This window comes from Ruegeria sp. AM9 (genome assembly GCF_056540565.1).
Window position 1 is genome coordinate 174615 of the sequence record NZ_JBQFWY010000002.1, and the last position, 14971, is coordinate 189585.

Below are 14971 nucleotides of genomic sequence, written 5' to 3' on the forward strand. Positions count from 1 at the left end.
ATTGGCAAGAAGCGGTGCGCGTCTATCCGATTACTCTCAAAACTGCGTAACCATCAAATTGACAGGCTCGCCCCCTTCGGCGGACGACGCATGGCCCGTTCCGGTGACATCCTCCGCCCAGAACAGATCACCGGCGGTAAAGTCGCGGACCTCACCCGACCCTGCCTGAACACGAAACGTCCCCGACAGAACCGTCGCAAGCTGCCGCTTGGGAGAGCGGTGCGGTATCCCTTTCCACCCTGCAGGCAAAGTAAGGAAGACAAAGCGCGAGGCATCATATTCCCCGGAAACGTGAAACGCGGCTGCGGGCGGGGCAAAGGTCTTGAGTTCAAGGTCAACGTCCCGGTCTTCAAAATACGAGACGCCTTCTGCGTCTTCCAGCAATATGGAGTAGCGCATTCCGTGCTCCCTAAATCAAATCTGAATATTCCCCTGGAACACCCATTATGCAGCATTCTTCCTTGAGGGTAAGCCGCGGGGTGATTTGAAGTGACAGTTTTCCTGTCCCCGGTTCACGAGTTGCGGCAAGGGAATGTCAATTCAACCCCTAGCTTTGGTGCGGTGGCATCTGAAACGTCAAAAGGACGTCATTGGCGATCAGAAAGCTTGCGTTGCGACATTACCTCGCTGATCTCATCCCCGGACATCGCATCACGGGCATAGTCAAAGGTTCCGTTAACCCTGACTTCACGCGCGGCTCGCTGTAACGCTCCGAATGCCGCGCGGGCAAACGATCCCCCCACGCTGATCCGCTTGACCCCGGCCTCGGACAATTGCGCGACGGTATAGGACGGAGCCTGCAGCCCCATGACAACATTCACGGGCTTGTCCAAGGCGCTGCATACGGTTCGAATCGCGTCGATATCCGGAAGCCCAGGCGCGTACAAAACATCTGCCCCCGCATCCGAGAACGCCCGCAGACGCTTGATTGTTTCTGACAGGTCTTTTCGACCCCAAAGAAACCCCTCGGCCCGGGCGGTCAACAGAAAGGGTTTTCCCCACACCGAGTCCGCAGCCGCACGAATACGATCAACCGCAATTGGCAGCGCGTAGATCGGATCGCTTTCATCACCCGTCGCGTCTTCGATCGAGCCGCCGACCAAGCCAATATCGATTGCCTGCCTGATTGTTTCAGCGCAGGTTTCCGGGGCGGCGCCACACCCGTCTTCCAAATCCGCAGCTACCGGTAAATCCGTTGCCTGAACAATCTCGGCCGCGTTCAACAGAATTTCGTCCCGTCCAAGGCTGGCAAATGAATCCCGCTTACCCTTTGAAAAGGCGTATCCGGCACTTGTAGACGCCAATGCATCAAACCCCATGCTGGCCAGCAATCGCGCAGAGCCCGCATCCCAAGGGTTCGGAATAACAAATGCCTCATCCATATCGTGAAGCGCTTTGAAGCGTTTGAATTTTGTGTCCTGATTCACGTCGCATCCTCCCGGCAGCGGGAAGTATAACTATCCGGAACAGGCAGAGAACCGTTTTCTCAGCCTATTTGAAGGCCAAGTCACGTCCCGCAGAACGTCGCGTGGACCACTTCCTTTTCGGTCGGAGGATAGGTCAGGTCGGCCGCCTCGGGCTGATCGTCGTAGGGCTGCGCCAGAACCTTGGTCAAACGATGGAACGGGACATAGTCGCCCTGAACGGCCGCCTGTATCATCTGCTCAACTCGGTGGTTGCGCGGAATAAAGGCCGGGTTGGCGGTGCTCATCACCACCCGCGGATCCTCTTCCCGTTCCAGCCGTGCCTGCCAACCGACGGCCCATGCGTCAAAGGCCTCCGGCGTCAGGAATTGATCGCGAGCGTTGTCACTGCCCAGCGTCCGGAACGTGTTGGTGAAATCGGCATTGTTGTGTGCCATTTGCGTCAGCAGATCAGTAATAAGCGCTTCGTCGCCGTCCTCCTCAGAGGTCAGGCCAATCTTGGCGCGGAACCGGCCCTGCCATTCCTGGTGGATCAGACCCGGCATGGCGTGCACGATCTCGGTGGCCTCTTCGACGGCAGCCTCGGGGTCATCGACCTGCTGGATCAGCGCCGTAGCCAATTGCGCAAGGTTCCACACCGCAATGTCCGGCTGATTGGAATAGGCATAGCGCCCCATCTGGTCAATCGAGCTGTAGACCGTATTCGGATGATAGCTGTCCATGAAGGCACAAGGCCCATAGTCGATGGTTTCACCGGCAATCGAGCAATTGTCGGTATTCATCACCCCGTGGATGAACCCCACGCTCATCCACTGTGCGATCAACTGCGCCTGCACATCCCGCACCGCGCGTAGCAGGCCCATTGGCCCCTCGGCTTCGGGATAGTGGCGGGCAATGGCGTATTCGGTCAGTTTGCGCAGGTTGTCGGTCTGCCCGCGCCCGGCGAACACCTGAAACGTGCCCACGCGCAGATGGCTTTGCGCCACGCGGGTCAGCACCGCGCCGGGCATCGGGCCTTCGCGCAGGACGATCTCACCGGTCTCAACCGCCGCCAGGGCGCGGGTGGTCGGGATGCCCAGCGCGTGCATCGCCTCGGACACCACGTATTCGCGCAGCACCGGCCCCAGCCAGGCCCGGCCATCGCCACGGCGGCTGAACGGTGTCGGACCGGACCCTTTCAGTTGAATGTCCCGCCGAATGCCATCCGTTCCGACCGTTTCCCCCAGCAGAACCGCACGCCCGTCGCCAAGCTGAGGGTTATAGCTGCCGAACTGGTGCCCCGAGTATAGCTGCGCAATCGGCTCGGCCCCATCAGGCAGAGTGTTACCCGCAAAAGCGTCGGCCATCTCATGCACGTCACCGGGCGTGATGCGCAGGATTTGCGCCAGTTCTTCGTTAAACGCGACCAGCCGCGGCGCGCGCACCGGTATTGGCGCCTGCCGCGCATAAAAGCTGTTGGGAAGCCGGGCGTAGCTGTTGTCAAACGGGATCGTCAGGGTCATGCCGCAAACATATTGCTGAACCACACGAATACCATAGCGGATCGCGTCCTTGCGTGCATAATCGCGCCAAACAACTCCGAGGCCCCCATGACCGCGCAAGAGATCATCGACCACCTGAACCTGTCCCGCCACCCCGAAGGAGGCTGGTTCCGCGAGACATGGCGCGCCGATAACGAAGGCCGCGCTACCGGCACCTGTATCTATTTCCTGCTGCAAAAGGATGAGCGCAGCCACTGGCACCGCGTCGATGCCACCGAAATCTGGCTGTATCACGCTGGCGCGCCGCTGACCTTGTCGCTCAGCCCCACGGATGACGGCCCCGCGACCGACCACCTGCTGACCCCGGACCTGACCAAGGGCGCACCGCAGGTCATCGTGCCCGAAAACCACTGGCAATCGGCGCAGACGACCGGAGATTACACTCTGGTCAGTTGCACCGTCTCACCGGGGTTCGAGTTTGACGGGTTCGTGCTGGCCAAACCGGGTTTTGATATTTCCCGCACCTAAGGCATGGATCACCGCGACCTCATATCGTCAATACCGCCCCCGGTGAAAGCCAGACTGCAGCACCGCTCGAACACGGCCGGGATACGGCATCTTGCGCTTTACCTTGCTGGGCTGACGACTACGACCACCTGTATCGCGCTCAAGGTTCCGTTTTGGCCTGTTTTCTTGATGCCCCAGGGGGTGCTGTTGGTCTTCCTGTTCACCCTCAGCCATGAATGTACTCACAAGACACCATTTCGCAACGGATGGCTGAATGACATCATCGGGCATCTGATCTCGATCCCCATTGCCTTGCCTTTCACGTGGTTCCGGTATTTTCACCTGGCGCACCACAAATGGACCAACCACCCCGAAAAAGACCCCGAGCTTGCGGGTAAACCGCGGCCAGACAACTGGCCCGAGTTACTGATCTATCTCAGTGGTTGGCCCTATTGGACCGGAATGGCGAAGACGCTGCTGCAAAACGCTTTTGGCCAGATCAACGCGCCATACCTGCCCGGCCCCCAACACCACGCCATGCGGACCGAGGCGCGGCTGTTGTTGGCTCTCTACATTTTCGCCTGTGTCAGCCTGTTCTACACGCCGCTTTTGTTCTGGGTGTGGTTCTGTCCGGTCCTGATCGGGCAGCCTTTTCTGCGCCTCTACCTGCTGGCCGAGCACGGGTTATGCCCCCCGGTCGCCAACATGCTGGAAAACTCGCGCACCACCTTTACCAACCGAGTCGTCCGATTTCTGGCTTGGAACATGCCGTATCATGCGGAGCACCATGCCTTTCCCAACGTGCCTTTCCACCAATTGCCGGCCTTGCACGATTGGACGCGAGCGCACCTGCTGTCCACCTCGGACGGGTACACGGAATTTACGGGTGAGTATGTCCGGTCTCTCAGATGACCATTCAAACTGATATGCCCTTTCACGCCCCCCAGAGGATGGCATCCTGAAACGGTCGTGCCCATTGTCAGGCGCGCAGGTTCCATGCCGGTCTGGTGTCTGGTGACTTCAACAACGCATGTTCCTGTTCGAAATAATCGTCACAAGCCCGCCATCTGAAAGTAACGCGGCCACCTGCGGATAAAATGGAATTGATCTTCGCGTTGGTTCGGCACTTTTGCAGTTGCCCACCCTTAAACGGATGCCGCGGGGAAACCGTACCGTATTGAACGCTTAGGCGGTTATGCAGGTTTTTCGCTCGGCCGATGTAAACAACGACTTCGTCAGCCAAGATCCAGTAGATCCCCGAGGTTTTCGGTGCGTTGATTTTAAACGAACAATAAAGCGCATCGTATTCCGCCCCGAGGGCATAACCTTTTGGATTCGAAAAACGGTCCTGCGGTCTGAGGTTCAGGTCTGCGACAACGCTCTGTTCACCATCATAATCCATCCCTTAACCTCAAACCGCGCTCAACACGCCGCCCCCAACCAGCGCCTTGACGCCCGTCGTACCCGGGCATGAGGTCGGCAGACCACGCGAAACCCGCACGGCCAGATAGGCAAAGGCCTGCGCCTCGAGCATGTCTCCGTCCAGTCCCACGGCCTCGACCGGTTCGACCTGACAATCGAGCGACACGCGCAGCATCTCCATAAGCACCGGGTTGTGGCGCCCGCCTCCGGTCACCAGCACGCGGGCGGGAGGTTTGGGGCAGTGCTCCATCCCCTGCACCACGCCGGCTGCGCACATGCCCGTCAGGGTTGCAACGGCATCAGAGTCGGAAAGTTCCCGCACCAGCCCAATCATCTCGGCAAAGTCGTTGCGATCCAGGGATTTCGGCGGGATGCGGGTAAAGAAGGGCTCGGCCAAGAACAGCTCCAGCGCGCCGGTTTCAACGGTCCCGCCACGTGCCACCGCGCCGTCGCGGTCCATCGGCAAGCCAAGCCGGGCCTGCATCAGATCATCGACCGGCGCATTGGCCGGGCCAGTGTCAAAGGCAAGCAACGCCCCGGGGATTTCCGGCCCGTCAAAGCTGGGGTCCACGTAAGTCAGGTTACCAACGCCACCGAGGTTGAGGAAACACAGCGGTTCGGTCGCGCCGATCCATTTGGCACAGGCAAAGTGGAAGAACGGCGCCAGCGGGGCACCCTCGCCCCCCATCGCCACATCATCACTGCGGAAATCCCAGACGACCGGCACGCCCAGCGCCTGCGCCAACCCCTTGCCGTCGCCCACCTGCAACGTGCCCTTCCCGCTTGGTTCATGCGCAAGGGTCTGACCATGGAAGCCAATCAGATCAACCTCTTCGAATTCCGAAAGCGCCTCGGCATGGGCAAAGGTCACCAGTTCGGCCGCGTTGTCCACCGCAGGTCCGTGCCACTGGCCAAGGGCGGCGCGCAGGTCGGCGCGTTCGGCGTCGGTATAGGCGCGATAACCGCTGGGACCAAAACCGATAATCCGGTGCCCGTCGGTTTCAACCACTGCCGTATCCACACCGTCCAGCGATGTGCCAGACATCGCACCCAGGGCCTTGATTGGCCCGCTTTTCCTGATGGCCCGGTTCACGCTCACCTCTTGTGTTTATTGGCGTCGACTGCCCGACGCGGCGCGCCAAACCTGCACGTTTCAAGCAGCCCAAGGCAAGCCGGAACGCACCTTCCGCGTGTATTTTTGACGCCATGTGCGCGCTTGCAACCACATCAAACCCAAGGGGCAGTTGCGTGACAGCGCGGGCTGAGTAACCATTGCGGCCATCTGCATCCCGAGCGGACGGCCATGACAGACACCGAGACACCCAAGCAACCCGCCGAAGGGCGCAATTACCAGCTGATCTTCTGGTCCGGATCGCTGGCGACGATTGGCGGGCAGTTGGTGAACCCAAATCTGGTGCTGCCGTTCCTGTATCTGGCCTTGGGTGCACCGACGTTCTTCGCCGGTCTGCTGCTGCCTTTCGTGACCGGATCACGGTTGATCGCCGAGATCTTCATGTCTCCGTTCATCAATCGGGTGACCCGCGCGAAACTGGCGGTCTACGTGCCCAACATCCTGACCGCCGCGATTCTGGCCATCGTGGCCCTGTTCGCGACCAACCTGCCCAATGTGATGATCGTGCTGCTGTTCCTGACGACCGCTTTGATCATGGGGCTGTGTCAGGGCATCGCCAGTCTGGGCACCAGTCAGATTTACGGCATCTCTGTCCCCAATGAAAAACGCAACCGGATGGTGTTCGCGCAGGCCACGATCTCGGGCATTCTGGCCATTCTTGTCGTCTGGATCACCCGAGACCTTCTGGCCTCGGACCAACCGATGCAGCGACATATCGTTGTGCTTTGGTGTGGGGTCATTGCCATGTTCGCCGCCGGGATCAGCTTTGCAGGTGTCCGCCTGCTGGAAGAGGAACAGGCCCGTGCGCCTGCGCCAGCGGAAAAACCCAAACCGCTGGCCGAACTGGTGACCGGCTTCAAAACCGGCATGGCCTATGCGTGGTATCGCAAGTTCCTGACCGCCCGGCTGATCTTTGTCTCGGTGGAACTGGCGATGCCTTTCTACACGATCCACGCGGCGACCTTTCATGTGGGGACCAAACACTCGCTGAGTTACTTCGTCATGGCCGCAAGCCTTGGGATGGTGCTCGGCTCGATCATCTGGGGTTGGCTCAGCGGGCGGATCTCGGTCAAGCCGGTGATGTGGCTGGGCTGCCTGATCTCGGCGGTTTCGGCCCTATTGGCGTTGGCCTTCACCTTCATGGGCTATGCGCAGAATGTCTGGATTTATGCGCTGGTCATCCTGCTGCTGTCGCTGGGCGGGAACGGAGTGATCTACGGGCGCTACCTCTACATCATAGAAATGACCTCGGAAAAAGAGCGCCCCTATCTCGTTGCCCTCGGCGATGTCAGCGCCGGGCTGGTCGGTATGGTCTTTGCCGCGATCCTTGGCGCGGTGGCGCATCTGCACGATCCGGTGACGCCGATCCTGGCGCTGGCGGTGCTGAACCTGATTGCGATGGGCTATGCCTTCCGCCTGCCCCCGACCAAAAGCTGACATCGCAGCGCTTTCGATGAAAACGTGCCTTTTCCTTGCCTGAAGCGCCGCCTATACAGTGCCCCGCAACTTCAACCCAAAGGGCACGCTATGACCTACCATCCCAAATCGGATTTCATCGCCACGATGATCGAGCGCGGCTTTCTCGCCGACTGCACCGATTATCAGGGCCTTGACGAAGCGCTGATGAGTGGATGCAAGCCGGCCTATATCGGCTTTGATGCAACGGCCAAGTCGTTGCATGTGGGCAGCCTGATCCAGATCATGATGCTGCGCTGGTTCCAGAAAACCGGCCACCAGCCGATCACCCTGATGGGCGGCGGCACCACCAAGGTGGGTGATCCGTCCTTCCGCGCGGATGAGCGCCCCCTGCTGGGCCCCGAACAGATCGACGAAAACATCGCCGGCATCAAAAAGGTGTTCTCGGCCTATATCGACTATGACAGCGACGCCGAAAACAAGGCGCTGATGCTGAACAATGCCGAGTGGCTGGACGGTCTGAACTACCTCGATTTCCTGCGCGATATCGGACGGCACTTCTCGGTCAACCGGATGCTTTCGTTTGAATCCGTGAAATCGCGGCTGGATCGTGAACAGTCGCTGAGCTTTCTCGAGTTCAACTACATGATCCTGCAAGCCTATGACTTCCTTGAGCTGAACCGCCGTTACGGCTGCGTTCTGCAGATGGGCGGCAGTGACCAGTGGGGCAATATCGTCAACGGCATCGACCTGACCCGCCGCGTGCTGGATCACGAGATTTATGGCCTGACTTCGCCCCTGCTGACCACCAGCGACGGCAAGAAGATGGGCAAGTCTCAGGACGGTGCGGTCTGGCTGAACGCCGACATGCGCTCGCCCTATGAGTTCTGGCAGTTCTGGCGCAACACCACCGATGCGGATGTTGGCCGGTTCCTGAAGCTTTACACCGAAATGCCGGTGGATGAGTGCGACCGTCTGGGCGCCCTGCAGGGATCCGAGATCAATGAGGCCAAAATCCGTCTTGCCAACGAAGTGACCACCCTGGCCCACGGTGCCGCAGCTGCTGCGACCGCCGAAGCCACCGCCCGCGAAGTATTCGAAAAAGGCGGCATTGGGGGCGATCTCCCGACCCTGACGCTCAGCGCCGCTGAACTGGGTGACGGCATGTCCATCGTGCAAGTCATCGTGAAATCGGGGTTGGCAAAGTCGGGGAAAGAGGCCAAGCGCCTGATCGCCGAAAACGGCGCCAAGCTGGATGACGCCCCGCTGACGGATGCCGGGTTGATGATCGACGCGGGTGCACTGTCGTCGCCGATCAAACTGAGCGCCGGTAAAAAGCGTCACGCGTTAGTGCAGCTGGGCTGATCCTGCCCCAAACAGCAAACATCACGGCCACCCGATCGGGTGGCCGTTTTCTTTTTCAGCATTGCGGCCTCAAACCTTCGCAGGTTTAGCGTTTGCCGCCTTTGCCGCCGCCGTGGCCGCCCTTGCCGCCACCTTTGCCATCGCCGTTGCTGCCACCGTTGCCGTGACCGCCGCCGCCATGGCCAGAGCCATTCCCGTGACCGTTGTTGCTACCGCCGTTGCCGGTTCCGGGGCCGGATCCGCCGTTGTTTCCTCCGCCATTGCCAGAGTTTCCGTTGTTTCCGTTCCCGTTACCGGGGCCGCCATTGTTGCCACCGTTTCCACTGCCATTGTTGCCGCCGCCATTGTTGCCGCCGTTGCCTCCGCCGCCACCATTGCCGGGATCGCCGCCGTCACCAGGATCGCCACCACCGTCGCCAGGGTCGCCACCACCATCGCCGGGATCACCTCCTCCGTCACCGGGGCCGCCGCCATCACCGGGGTTGCCGCCCCCGCCACCACCGCCCGAGCCCGAGTCATTTCCGTTGTCCGAACCGGACCCAGCAAACTGGTCATTGCCGCGCACCTCTCCCAGACTTGCCGATGCGCTGATCGAGCCGGTCGGCTGATCGGTCAGCAAAGCTGCCAAACCCGGACATTGAGCAGTTGTGTTGAGCAGCGTCGTTGGGAAATCCGACCGCACCTGCAAACGTTTCAGAAAGCTAGGCGTCACCTGCTGGCAATCGCACAGCGTCTGATAGTCTCCGCGGTTTGCCGCATCCCGCGCCGTTTTCCAATTGCACACTTCGGGGGCTGCGGCTGCACTGCTTACTGCCATCACGGTCAGAAACGGAGCCGTCACCAGCACGGGAATTCCAACCTTCAAACTCTTAACCATAACGATTGTCTCCTTGCACGACGCCTCGTTGACGCGTCATTTCGCCTGGTATCGATGTGAGACCCGCGCATTAAGCAGACATAAAGGTCTTCTGAGAAAGGCTTGAGAAACGCCCGAAATCATAGAAAGCAGGCGCCAAAAATGATGGACATCACCTAAATCGTCAGATTAAATGAACATACGTTCATATCCTGATGGGAGGGAGCCGTCATGCAATTGTCCACCACAGCCGCGATCGTCACCGGCGGGGCCTCGGGCCTGGGTGAGGCCACCGCCCGCCATTTTGCAAGCCAGGACGCGCAGGTCACCATTCTGGACCGTGACGCCGAACGCGGCGCGCGGGTTGCCTCGGAAATCGGTGGGCATTTCGCGGAAACGGACGTGACCGACGAGACCTCGGTCGCGGCAGCGATTGCGCAGGCAACGGACAAAATGGGCCGGATTACGGCAGCGGTAAACTGCGCCGGTATCGCCTATGGCATCAAGACGGTCGGCAAGGACGGCCCGCACGCGCTGGACGCCTTCCAGCGCACCATCGACATCAATCTGGTCGGCACCTTCAACGTCTCGCGCCTTGCGGCGGCCGAGATGGCCAGGAATGACCCTGATCCCGATGGCGCACGCGGGGTGATCATCAACACCGCATCGATCGCGGCCTTTGACGGGCAAAAGGGTCAGGCAGCCTACGCGGCCTCGAAAGGGGGCGTGGTGGGAATGACCCTGCCGATGGCCCGCGATCTGGCCTCGACCGGAATTCGGGTGATGACTATCGCGCCGGGCATTTTCATGACCCCCATGCTGGCCGGTCTGCCCGAAGAGGTGCAACAGCAACTGGCCGCCGACGTTCCCAACCCCGCCCGCTTGGGCGACCCAAAGGAATATGGCCGTTTGGCCGGGTTCATCATCGAGATGGGCTACCTGAACGGAGAGGTCATCCGCATCGACGGCGCCCTGCGGATGCGGTAAATCTGCCCCATGACCGAGTGGGAGAAGATGCAGGCCGGGCAGTGGTATAGCTGTCTGGACCCGGAACTGGACGCCCTGCGTGCACAAGCCCGGCGCGCGGTTCATGCGCATAATACGTGCCCCCCGGATAACCGTGGCGCGATGGCGCCGGAACTACGGGCACTACTGGCCAGCATCGGGCCGGATTGTTTCCTCGAAGCCCCGTTCCATTGCGCTTATGGGATGAACATCCACCTCGGCGCGCGGGTCTATGTCAACGCCGGCTGCGTGGTTCTGGATACGGCACCTGTACGGGTCGGAGATGACACGATGTTCGGCCCGCACGTTCAGATCTATTGCGCCCAGCACGCCAAGGACCCGGCTGAGCGGGCGCAGGGTCTGGAAATCGGGTTGCCTGTGACCATCGGCCGGAACGTCTGGGTCGGCGGGGGCGCCATCCTGATGCCCGGCATCACCATCGGCGACAACGCCACCATCGGCGCGGGCAGCGTCGTTACCAAAGACGTCGCGGCCGGAGAAACGGTGGTTGGCAACCCTGCCCGTCCGCTGCCCTAAGCGCCCTCGGCCTTCTCTTCCAAAGCCAGCCATTCTTCCTCGGCGGCGGCCAGCTTTTCCTGCCGCTCAACCAGAGCCTCTGTCGCCTTCTGGAACTTGACCGGCTCGCGGGTAAAGAGTTCCGGATCGGACATGAGTTCTTCCAGCTTGCCGATCTCGGCCTCAAGGCGTTCGATCTCGGCCGGCAGTTTCTCAAGCCGGTGCTTTTCCGAGAACGACAGGCCGGATTTCGGTTGGCTATCCTGCTTTACCTTCGGCTTGGAGGACTTTGTTTTTTCTTCCTTCTTCGGCAGAATATCGCCCCTCTGCGCGATATAGTCCGACCATCCGCCTGCATAGACAGTCGCGCGGCCATTGCCCTCCATCGCGATAGTCGTGGTAGCGACCCGGTCCAGAAAATCCCGGTCGTGACTGACCAGCAAGACGGTGCCGTCATAGTCATCAAGCAGTTCTTGCAACAGGTCGAGTGTCTCGACATCCAGATCGTTGGTCGGTTCGTCCAGCACGAGCAAGTTCGAGGATTTGGCCATAAGCTTGGCCAACAGCAACCGCGCTTTTTCACCGCCAGACAGAGATTTAACGGCCGCTCTTGCCTGCCGTTCGTCGAACAGGAATTCCTTGAGGTAGCCGACCACATGTTTGGGCTGACCACCGACCATCACCTGATCGGCTTTGCCGGACACGCGCATCTCGGGGTCGCCGGTCAGGCTGTCCCACAGACTCATTTCCGGGTCCAATTGCGCGCGGGTTTGGTCGAACACGGCGATCTCAAGGTTGGTGCCCAGTGTCACCGAGCCTTCATCCGGTTGCTCCTGCCCCAACAGCATCTTCAACAAGGTCGTTTTGCCCACACCGTTAGGGCCGACAAAGGCCACACGGTCACCGCGCTGGACCAACAGATCAAAGTTTCGCACAATCTGCTGCGCGTCAAAAGACTTGGCCAAGCCCCTGGCCTCAATCACCTTTCGCCCGGATTTCGGCCCTGACTCCAACGTCATCGCCGCCGAACCCTGACGTTTAATCTGCGCCGCCTTCTCGGCCCGCAACGCCTGCAGCGCCCGCACCCGGCCCTGATTGCGCTTGCGTCGGGCGCTGATGCCTTCCACGGCCCATTTGGCCTCGGACTTGATCAGGCGGTTCAGCTTGTGGCGTTGTTGATCCTCTTCGTCCCAGACTTTATCGCGCCACGTTTCAAACGCATCAAACCCCTGCTCTTGCCGCCGCACGGCGCCGCGGTCGATCCATAGGGTCGCGCGGGTCAGCGCGCGCAGAAACGCCCGGTCGTGCGAAATCAGGACAAACGCCGCGCGGGTCGATCCCAGTTCGCGTTCCAGCCACGCGATGGCTTCGATATCCAGATGGTTGGTCGGCTCGTCCAGCAGCATCAGGTCGGGGGCCTCGGCCATTAGCTTGGCCAATGCTGCCCGCCGCCGTTCCCCGCCCGAGGCGGTTTCGACCGCACGAGACGGATCGAACTTCAGCCCCTCACCGGCGCGCTCGACCTTATACAGCTCGCCCGGCTCCAACCCGCTCGAAGCATAGTCGCCCAGCGTGGCAAACCCCTCCATGCCGGGGTCCTGCTCCATGTACCCAACAGACTTGCCCGGAGGCACCACGATGTCGCCGTGATCAGGTTCAACCAGACCGGCCATCACTTTCATCAGTGTGGATTTACCCGACCCGTTCCGCCCCACCAAGGCAACGCGGTCACCCGGCTGAACCACCAGATCAAGCTCGGAAAACACCGGATCACCCCCAAAGGTCAGGGAAATGCCGGACATCTGCAACAAAGGAATTCTCGCCATGCCCGCCAGCTAAACCGGTAGACAGAAGGCGTCAACGCCCCGGCTTCATCTTTTCAGAAATACTCATTCTACCCGGCCACCGCCCGCAGCAGACGTTTTCGGGCTGGGGGAATCGCGCCGATCTCGAGCCCGGTGAAGACATGCAGCGTGTTCATATGGCGATCCACCACCGCATGATCGCTGACCCAGCCCCCCATCAACAGGTAAGTACGCAGCAAGGGCGGCATCCGCAGCATCGCCTTTTTCGCATCCGGCTTGCGTCGCAAGCGGGCCGCAAACCGGAACACGTTCGGAGCCTTCACCCGTGGCAACCAGCGTTTCGGCGCCAGATGCCGGTGTTTGAGCATGGCAAACGCGTCGAGATAATCCTCGGTCTCGGTTCCGGCAAATGAGGAACAGCCGAACAGCATCTCGACCTTATTCTGATCAACATAAGCCGTCATCGCCCCCCACGCGACGCGCAGGATGTCCGGGTCAGTCCAGTCGGGATGAATGCAGAACCGCCCCATTTCGACCATGCGCCCGTCGAACCCTTGCAGCGCCGAAAGGTCGTAGAATTGCGCCGAATAGCTGCGGGTGACCTCAGCGCCGTTTTCCATCGTCAGCATGCGGAAGCAGCAGACCAACTGCCCGCCTTCTCGCATGTCCGCGACCAGGATATGGGCGCAGACCGGATCAAAATCGTCCTGATCAGTCAGATTCGTGCCAAAAGCCAGCGTGCGCAACCGCTGCGCAGCCGCCACATCCTGTGGCGATTGCGCCAGCCGGGCGCGATAGCGGCCTTTGCCAAGCAATAATGCCATGGTCGCATCCTCCGCGGTTGCTGACCCGTTACGTCTTGCGGCGTCACTATCACACCATGTGTGACTGTCATGTGACCATAGCAAGGTATGGCTTTCGTTACTGCGTCGCGCCGGGGATATTGGCCGGGTTGAAGTTGCCGATATTACCCAACAGCTGACGGATAAAGCCCTGACCCTGAATGGTCGATTCGGTCACGCGGCGATCCAGCGTTATAACGATGCCATCCTCTAGCCCGAACCGTTCGATATTTCGGACGACGCCCCGGTTATCAAAACTGATCGCGACCAGCTCGCGCGAGACGACTTCGGGTTTCTTCGGTCCGTAATGCCGAACGCGGGACCGAACGTAGTAGAACCCGGAATCGCGCACCACACCGGATGAGCTGGGCGCGCCAACGGTTTCCAGCACACTGTCGCGGGTATCGACGCCGACCTTGATCTCGGCCAGGTCTTCCGCAGGAGGGATATATCCGTGATTCTTGAAGACCGGGGTACACGCGCTGGCCGCTGCCAGACAGGCCGCAAAGACAAGCGTTCTGGACGCCGGTTTCAACCTGTTCACAACCTTCAACATTTACACCCTCTTGCCTTGGCCCTATGCGGACCCTATCCGCTTACATCAAACCGCAGCCCCGGTTCAACACAGGAAAGGGTCACGAATGAGCAACCAGACATCTCTGCGGGTGGCCGACCTGCCCCAAAACGCCCCAACCCCCTTTGACTTACGCCCGGACAGCAAGGCGTTGGAGGCGATCCGGGACGATCTGGGCCTGCTGGGCCTGCGCAAGCTCAGCTTTACGGGTGACGTAAGGGCACAGGGCAAACGCGACTGGGCGCTGAACGGAAAATTGGGCGCCACGGTGATTCAGCCCTGCGTCGTGACACTGGAACCGGTGACCACGCGCATCGACATCCCGGTTACGCGGATCTTTGTGGCGGACTGGTCAGACCCCGATGAGGAAGAGTTCGAAATCCCCGAAGGCGACGAATCCGAACCTCTCGGCCCTGAGATCGACCCGGCCCTGGTGATGATCGAGGCGCTGTCTCTCGCCCTGCCCCAATACCCGCGCAAGGACGGGGCCGCGCTGGATCAGGCCGACTTTACAGAACCCGGAAAACAGGCGATGACGGACGAAGATGCCAAGCCCTTTGCCGGGTTGGCAGGTTTGCGCGATGCGCTGAAAAAAGACGAGTGACATAGGTCTGTTTTCCTGTCAT

At 60.4% G+C, this 14971-nt stretch carries 16 protein-coding genes; 7 read left to right on the top strand and 9 right to left on the bottom strand.

Translation table 11 applies throughout. From position 1 onward, the window contains the following. Positions 1-36: 36 nt before the first annotated feature. From ACR0DO_RS05685 to ACR0DO_RS05695, 3 genes are all read right to left on the bottom strand, one after another. Positions 37-399, bottom strand: a complete 363-nt coding sequence (locus ACR0DO_RS05685) for a cupin domain-containing protein (protein ID WP_170671805.1) — start codon at positions 397-399, stop codon at positions 37-39. A 188-nt stretch (positions 400-587) separates the two neighbouring features. Further along, positions 588-1427 (bottom strand): isocitrate lyase/PEP mutase family protein, encoded by an 840-nt coding sequence (locus tag ACR0DO_RS05690; protein WP_480557125.1) that lies wholly within the window; start codon positions 1425-1427, stop codon positions 588-590. An 80-nt stretch (positions 1428-1507) separates the two neighbouring features. Continuing rightward, the gene (locus tag ACR0DO_RS05695) at positions 1508-2926 is read right to left on the bottom strand and encodes a protein adenylyltransferase SelO (RefSeq protein ID WP_480557471.1); all 1419 of its coding nucleotides are present in this window, start codon (positions 2924-2926) and stop codon (positions 1508-1510) included. Positions 2927-3013: 87 nt separating this feature from the next. Between ACR0DO_RS05695 and ACR0DO_RS05700 the strand changes: the two genes are divergently transcribed. Together ACR0DO_RS05700 and ACR0DO_RS05705 are read left to right on the top strand one after the other, a co-directional pair. Beyond that, complete coding sequence (locus ACR0DO_RS05700; protein WP_480557126.1) at positions 3014-3433, top strand: cupin domain-containing protein; 420 nt, start codon at positions 3014-3016, stop codon at positions 3431-3433. A 3-nt stretch (positions 3434-3436) separates the two neighbouring features. Then, a complete protein-coding gene (locus ACR0DO_RS05705; RefSeq protein ID WP_480557127.1) occupies positions 3437-4324 on the top strand; it encodes a fatty acid desaturase in 888 nt (295 codons plus the stop codon). 67 nt (positions 4325-4391) lie between these two features. Here the strand turns inward: ACR0DO_RS05705 and ACR0DO_RS05710 are convergent, their stop codons facing one another. Together ACR0DO_RS05710 and ACR0DO_RS05715 are read right to left on the bottom strand one after the other, a co-directional pair. Further along, entirely contained in the window at positions 4392-4814 is a 423-nt protein-coding gene (locus ACR0DO_RS05710; RefSeq protein WP_480557128.1) for a GIY-YIG nuclease family protein, read from the bottom strand. A gap of 9 nt (positions 4815-4823) precedes the next feature. Continuing rightward, a complete protein-coding gene (locus ACR0DO_RS05715; protein WP_480557129.1) occupies positions 4824-5927 on the bottom strand; it encodes an anhydro-N-acetylmuramic acid kinase in 1104 nt (367 codons plus the stop codon). 210 nt (positions 5928-6137) lie between these two features. Here ACR0DO_RS05715 and ACR0DO_RS05720 point away from each other — a divergent pair, with 210 nt between their 5' ends. Further along, on the top strand, positions 6138-7403 hold the full coding sequence (locus ACR0DO_RS05720) for an MFS transporter (RefSeq protein WP_480557130.1): 1266 nt from the start codon (positions 6138-6140) through the stop codon (positions 7401-7403). Positions 7404-7493: 90 nt separating this feature from the next. Continuing rightward, positions 7494-8747 carry a tyrosine--tRNA ligase gene (tyrS, locus tag ACR0DO_RS05725; RefSeq protein ID WP_480557131.1) on the top strand — a complete coding sequence of 418 codons (1254 nt, stop codon included), beginning with the start codon at positions 7494-7496 and terminating at the stop codon, positions 8745-8747. An 85-nt stretch (positions 8748-8832) separates the two neighbouring features. On the opposite strand, the gene ACR0DO_RS05730 is transcribed toward tyrS, so the two are convergent. After that, a complete protein-coding gene (locus ACR0DO_RS05730) occupies positions 8833-9624 on the bottom strand; it encodes a hypothetical protein (RefSeq protein WP_480557132.1) in 792 nt (263 codons plus the stop codon). 210 nt (positions 9625-9834) lie between these two features. Here ACR0DO_RS05730 and ACR0DO_RS05735 point away from each other — a divergent pair, with 210 nt between their 5' ends. Together ACR0DO_RS05735 and ACR0DO_RS05740 are read left to right on the top strand one after the other, a co-directional pair. Continuing rightward, a complete protein-coding gene (locus tag ACR0DO_RS05735) occupies positions 9835-10590 on the top strand; it encodes a 3-hydroxyacyl-CoA dehydrogenase (protein WP_480557133.1) in 756 nt (251 codons plus the stop codon). A gap of 9 nt (positions 10591-10599) precedes the next feature. After that, a complete protein-coding gene (locus tag ACR0DO_RS05740; protein ID WP_480557134.1) occupies positions 10600-11145 on the top strand; it encodes a sugar O-acetyltransferase in 546 nt (181 codons plus the stop codon). Here the strand turns inward: ACR0DO_RS05740 and ACR0DO_RS05745 are convergent. The 3 genes from ACR0DO_RS05745 to ACR0DO_RS05755 all read right to left on the bottom strand — a co-directional run bounded on the left by ACR0DO_RS05745 (position 11142) and on the right by ACR0DO_RS05755 (position 14327). Beyond that, positions 11142-12950 carry an ABC-F family ATP-binding cassette domain-containing protein gene (locus ACR0DO_RS05745; RefSeq protein ID WP_480557135.1) on the bottom strand — a complete coding sequence of 603 codons (1809 nt, stop codon included), beginning with the start codon at positions 12948-12950 and terminating at the stop codon, positions 11142-11144. The genes ACR0DO_RS05740 and ACR0DO_RS05745 overlap by 4 nt on opposite strands. Before the next feature lie 68 nt (positions 12951-13018). After that, complete coding sequence (locus ACR0DO_RS05750; protein ID WP_480557136.1) at positions 13019-13753, bottom strand: GNAT family N-acetyltransferase; 735 nt, start codon at positions 13751-13753, stop codon at positions 13019-13021. Positions 13754-13850: 97 nt separating this feature from the next. Next, on the bottom strand, positions 13851-14327 hold the full coding sequence (locus tag ACR0DO_RS05755; protein WP_170443524.1) for an outer membrane protein assembly factor BamE: 477 nt from the start codon (positions 14325-14327) through the stop codon (positions 13851-13853). 85 nt (positions 14328-14412) lie between these two features. Between ACR0DO_RS05755 and ACR0DO_RS05760 the strand changes: the two genes are divergently transcribed. After that, a complete protein-coding gene (locus ACR0DO_RS05760; protein WP_480557137.1) occupies positions 14413-14949 on the top strand; it encodes a YceD family protein in 537 nt (178 codons plus the stop codon). The last annotated feature ends 22 nt before the right edge of the window (positions 14950-14971 follow it).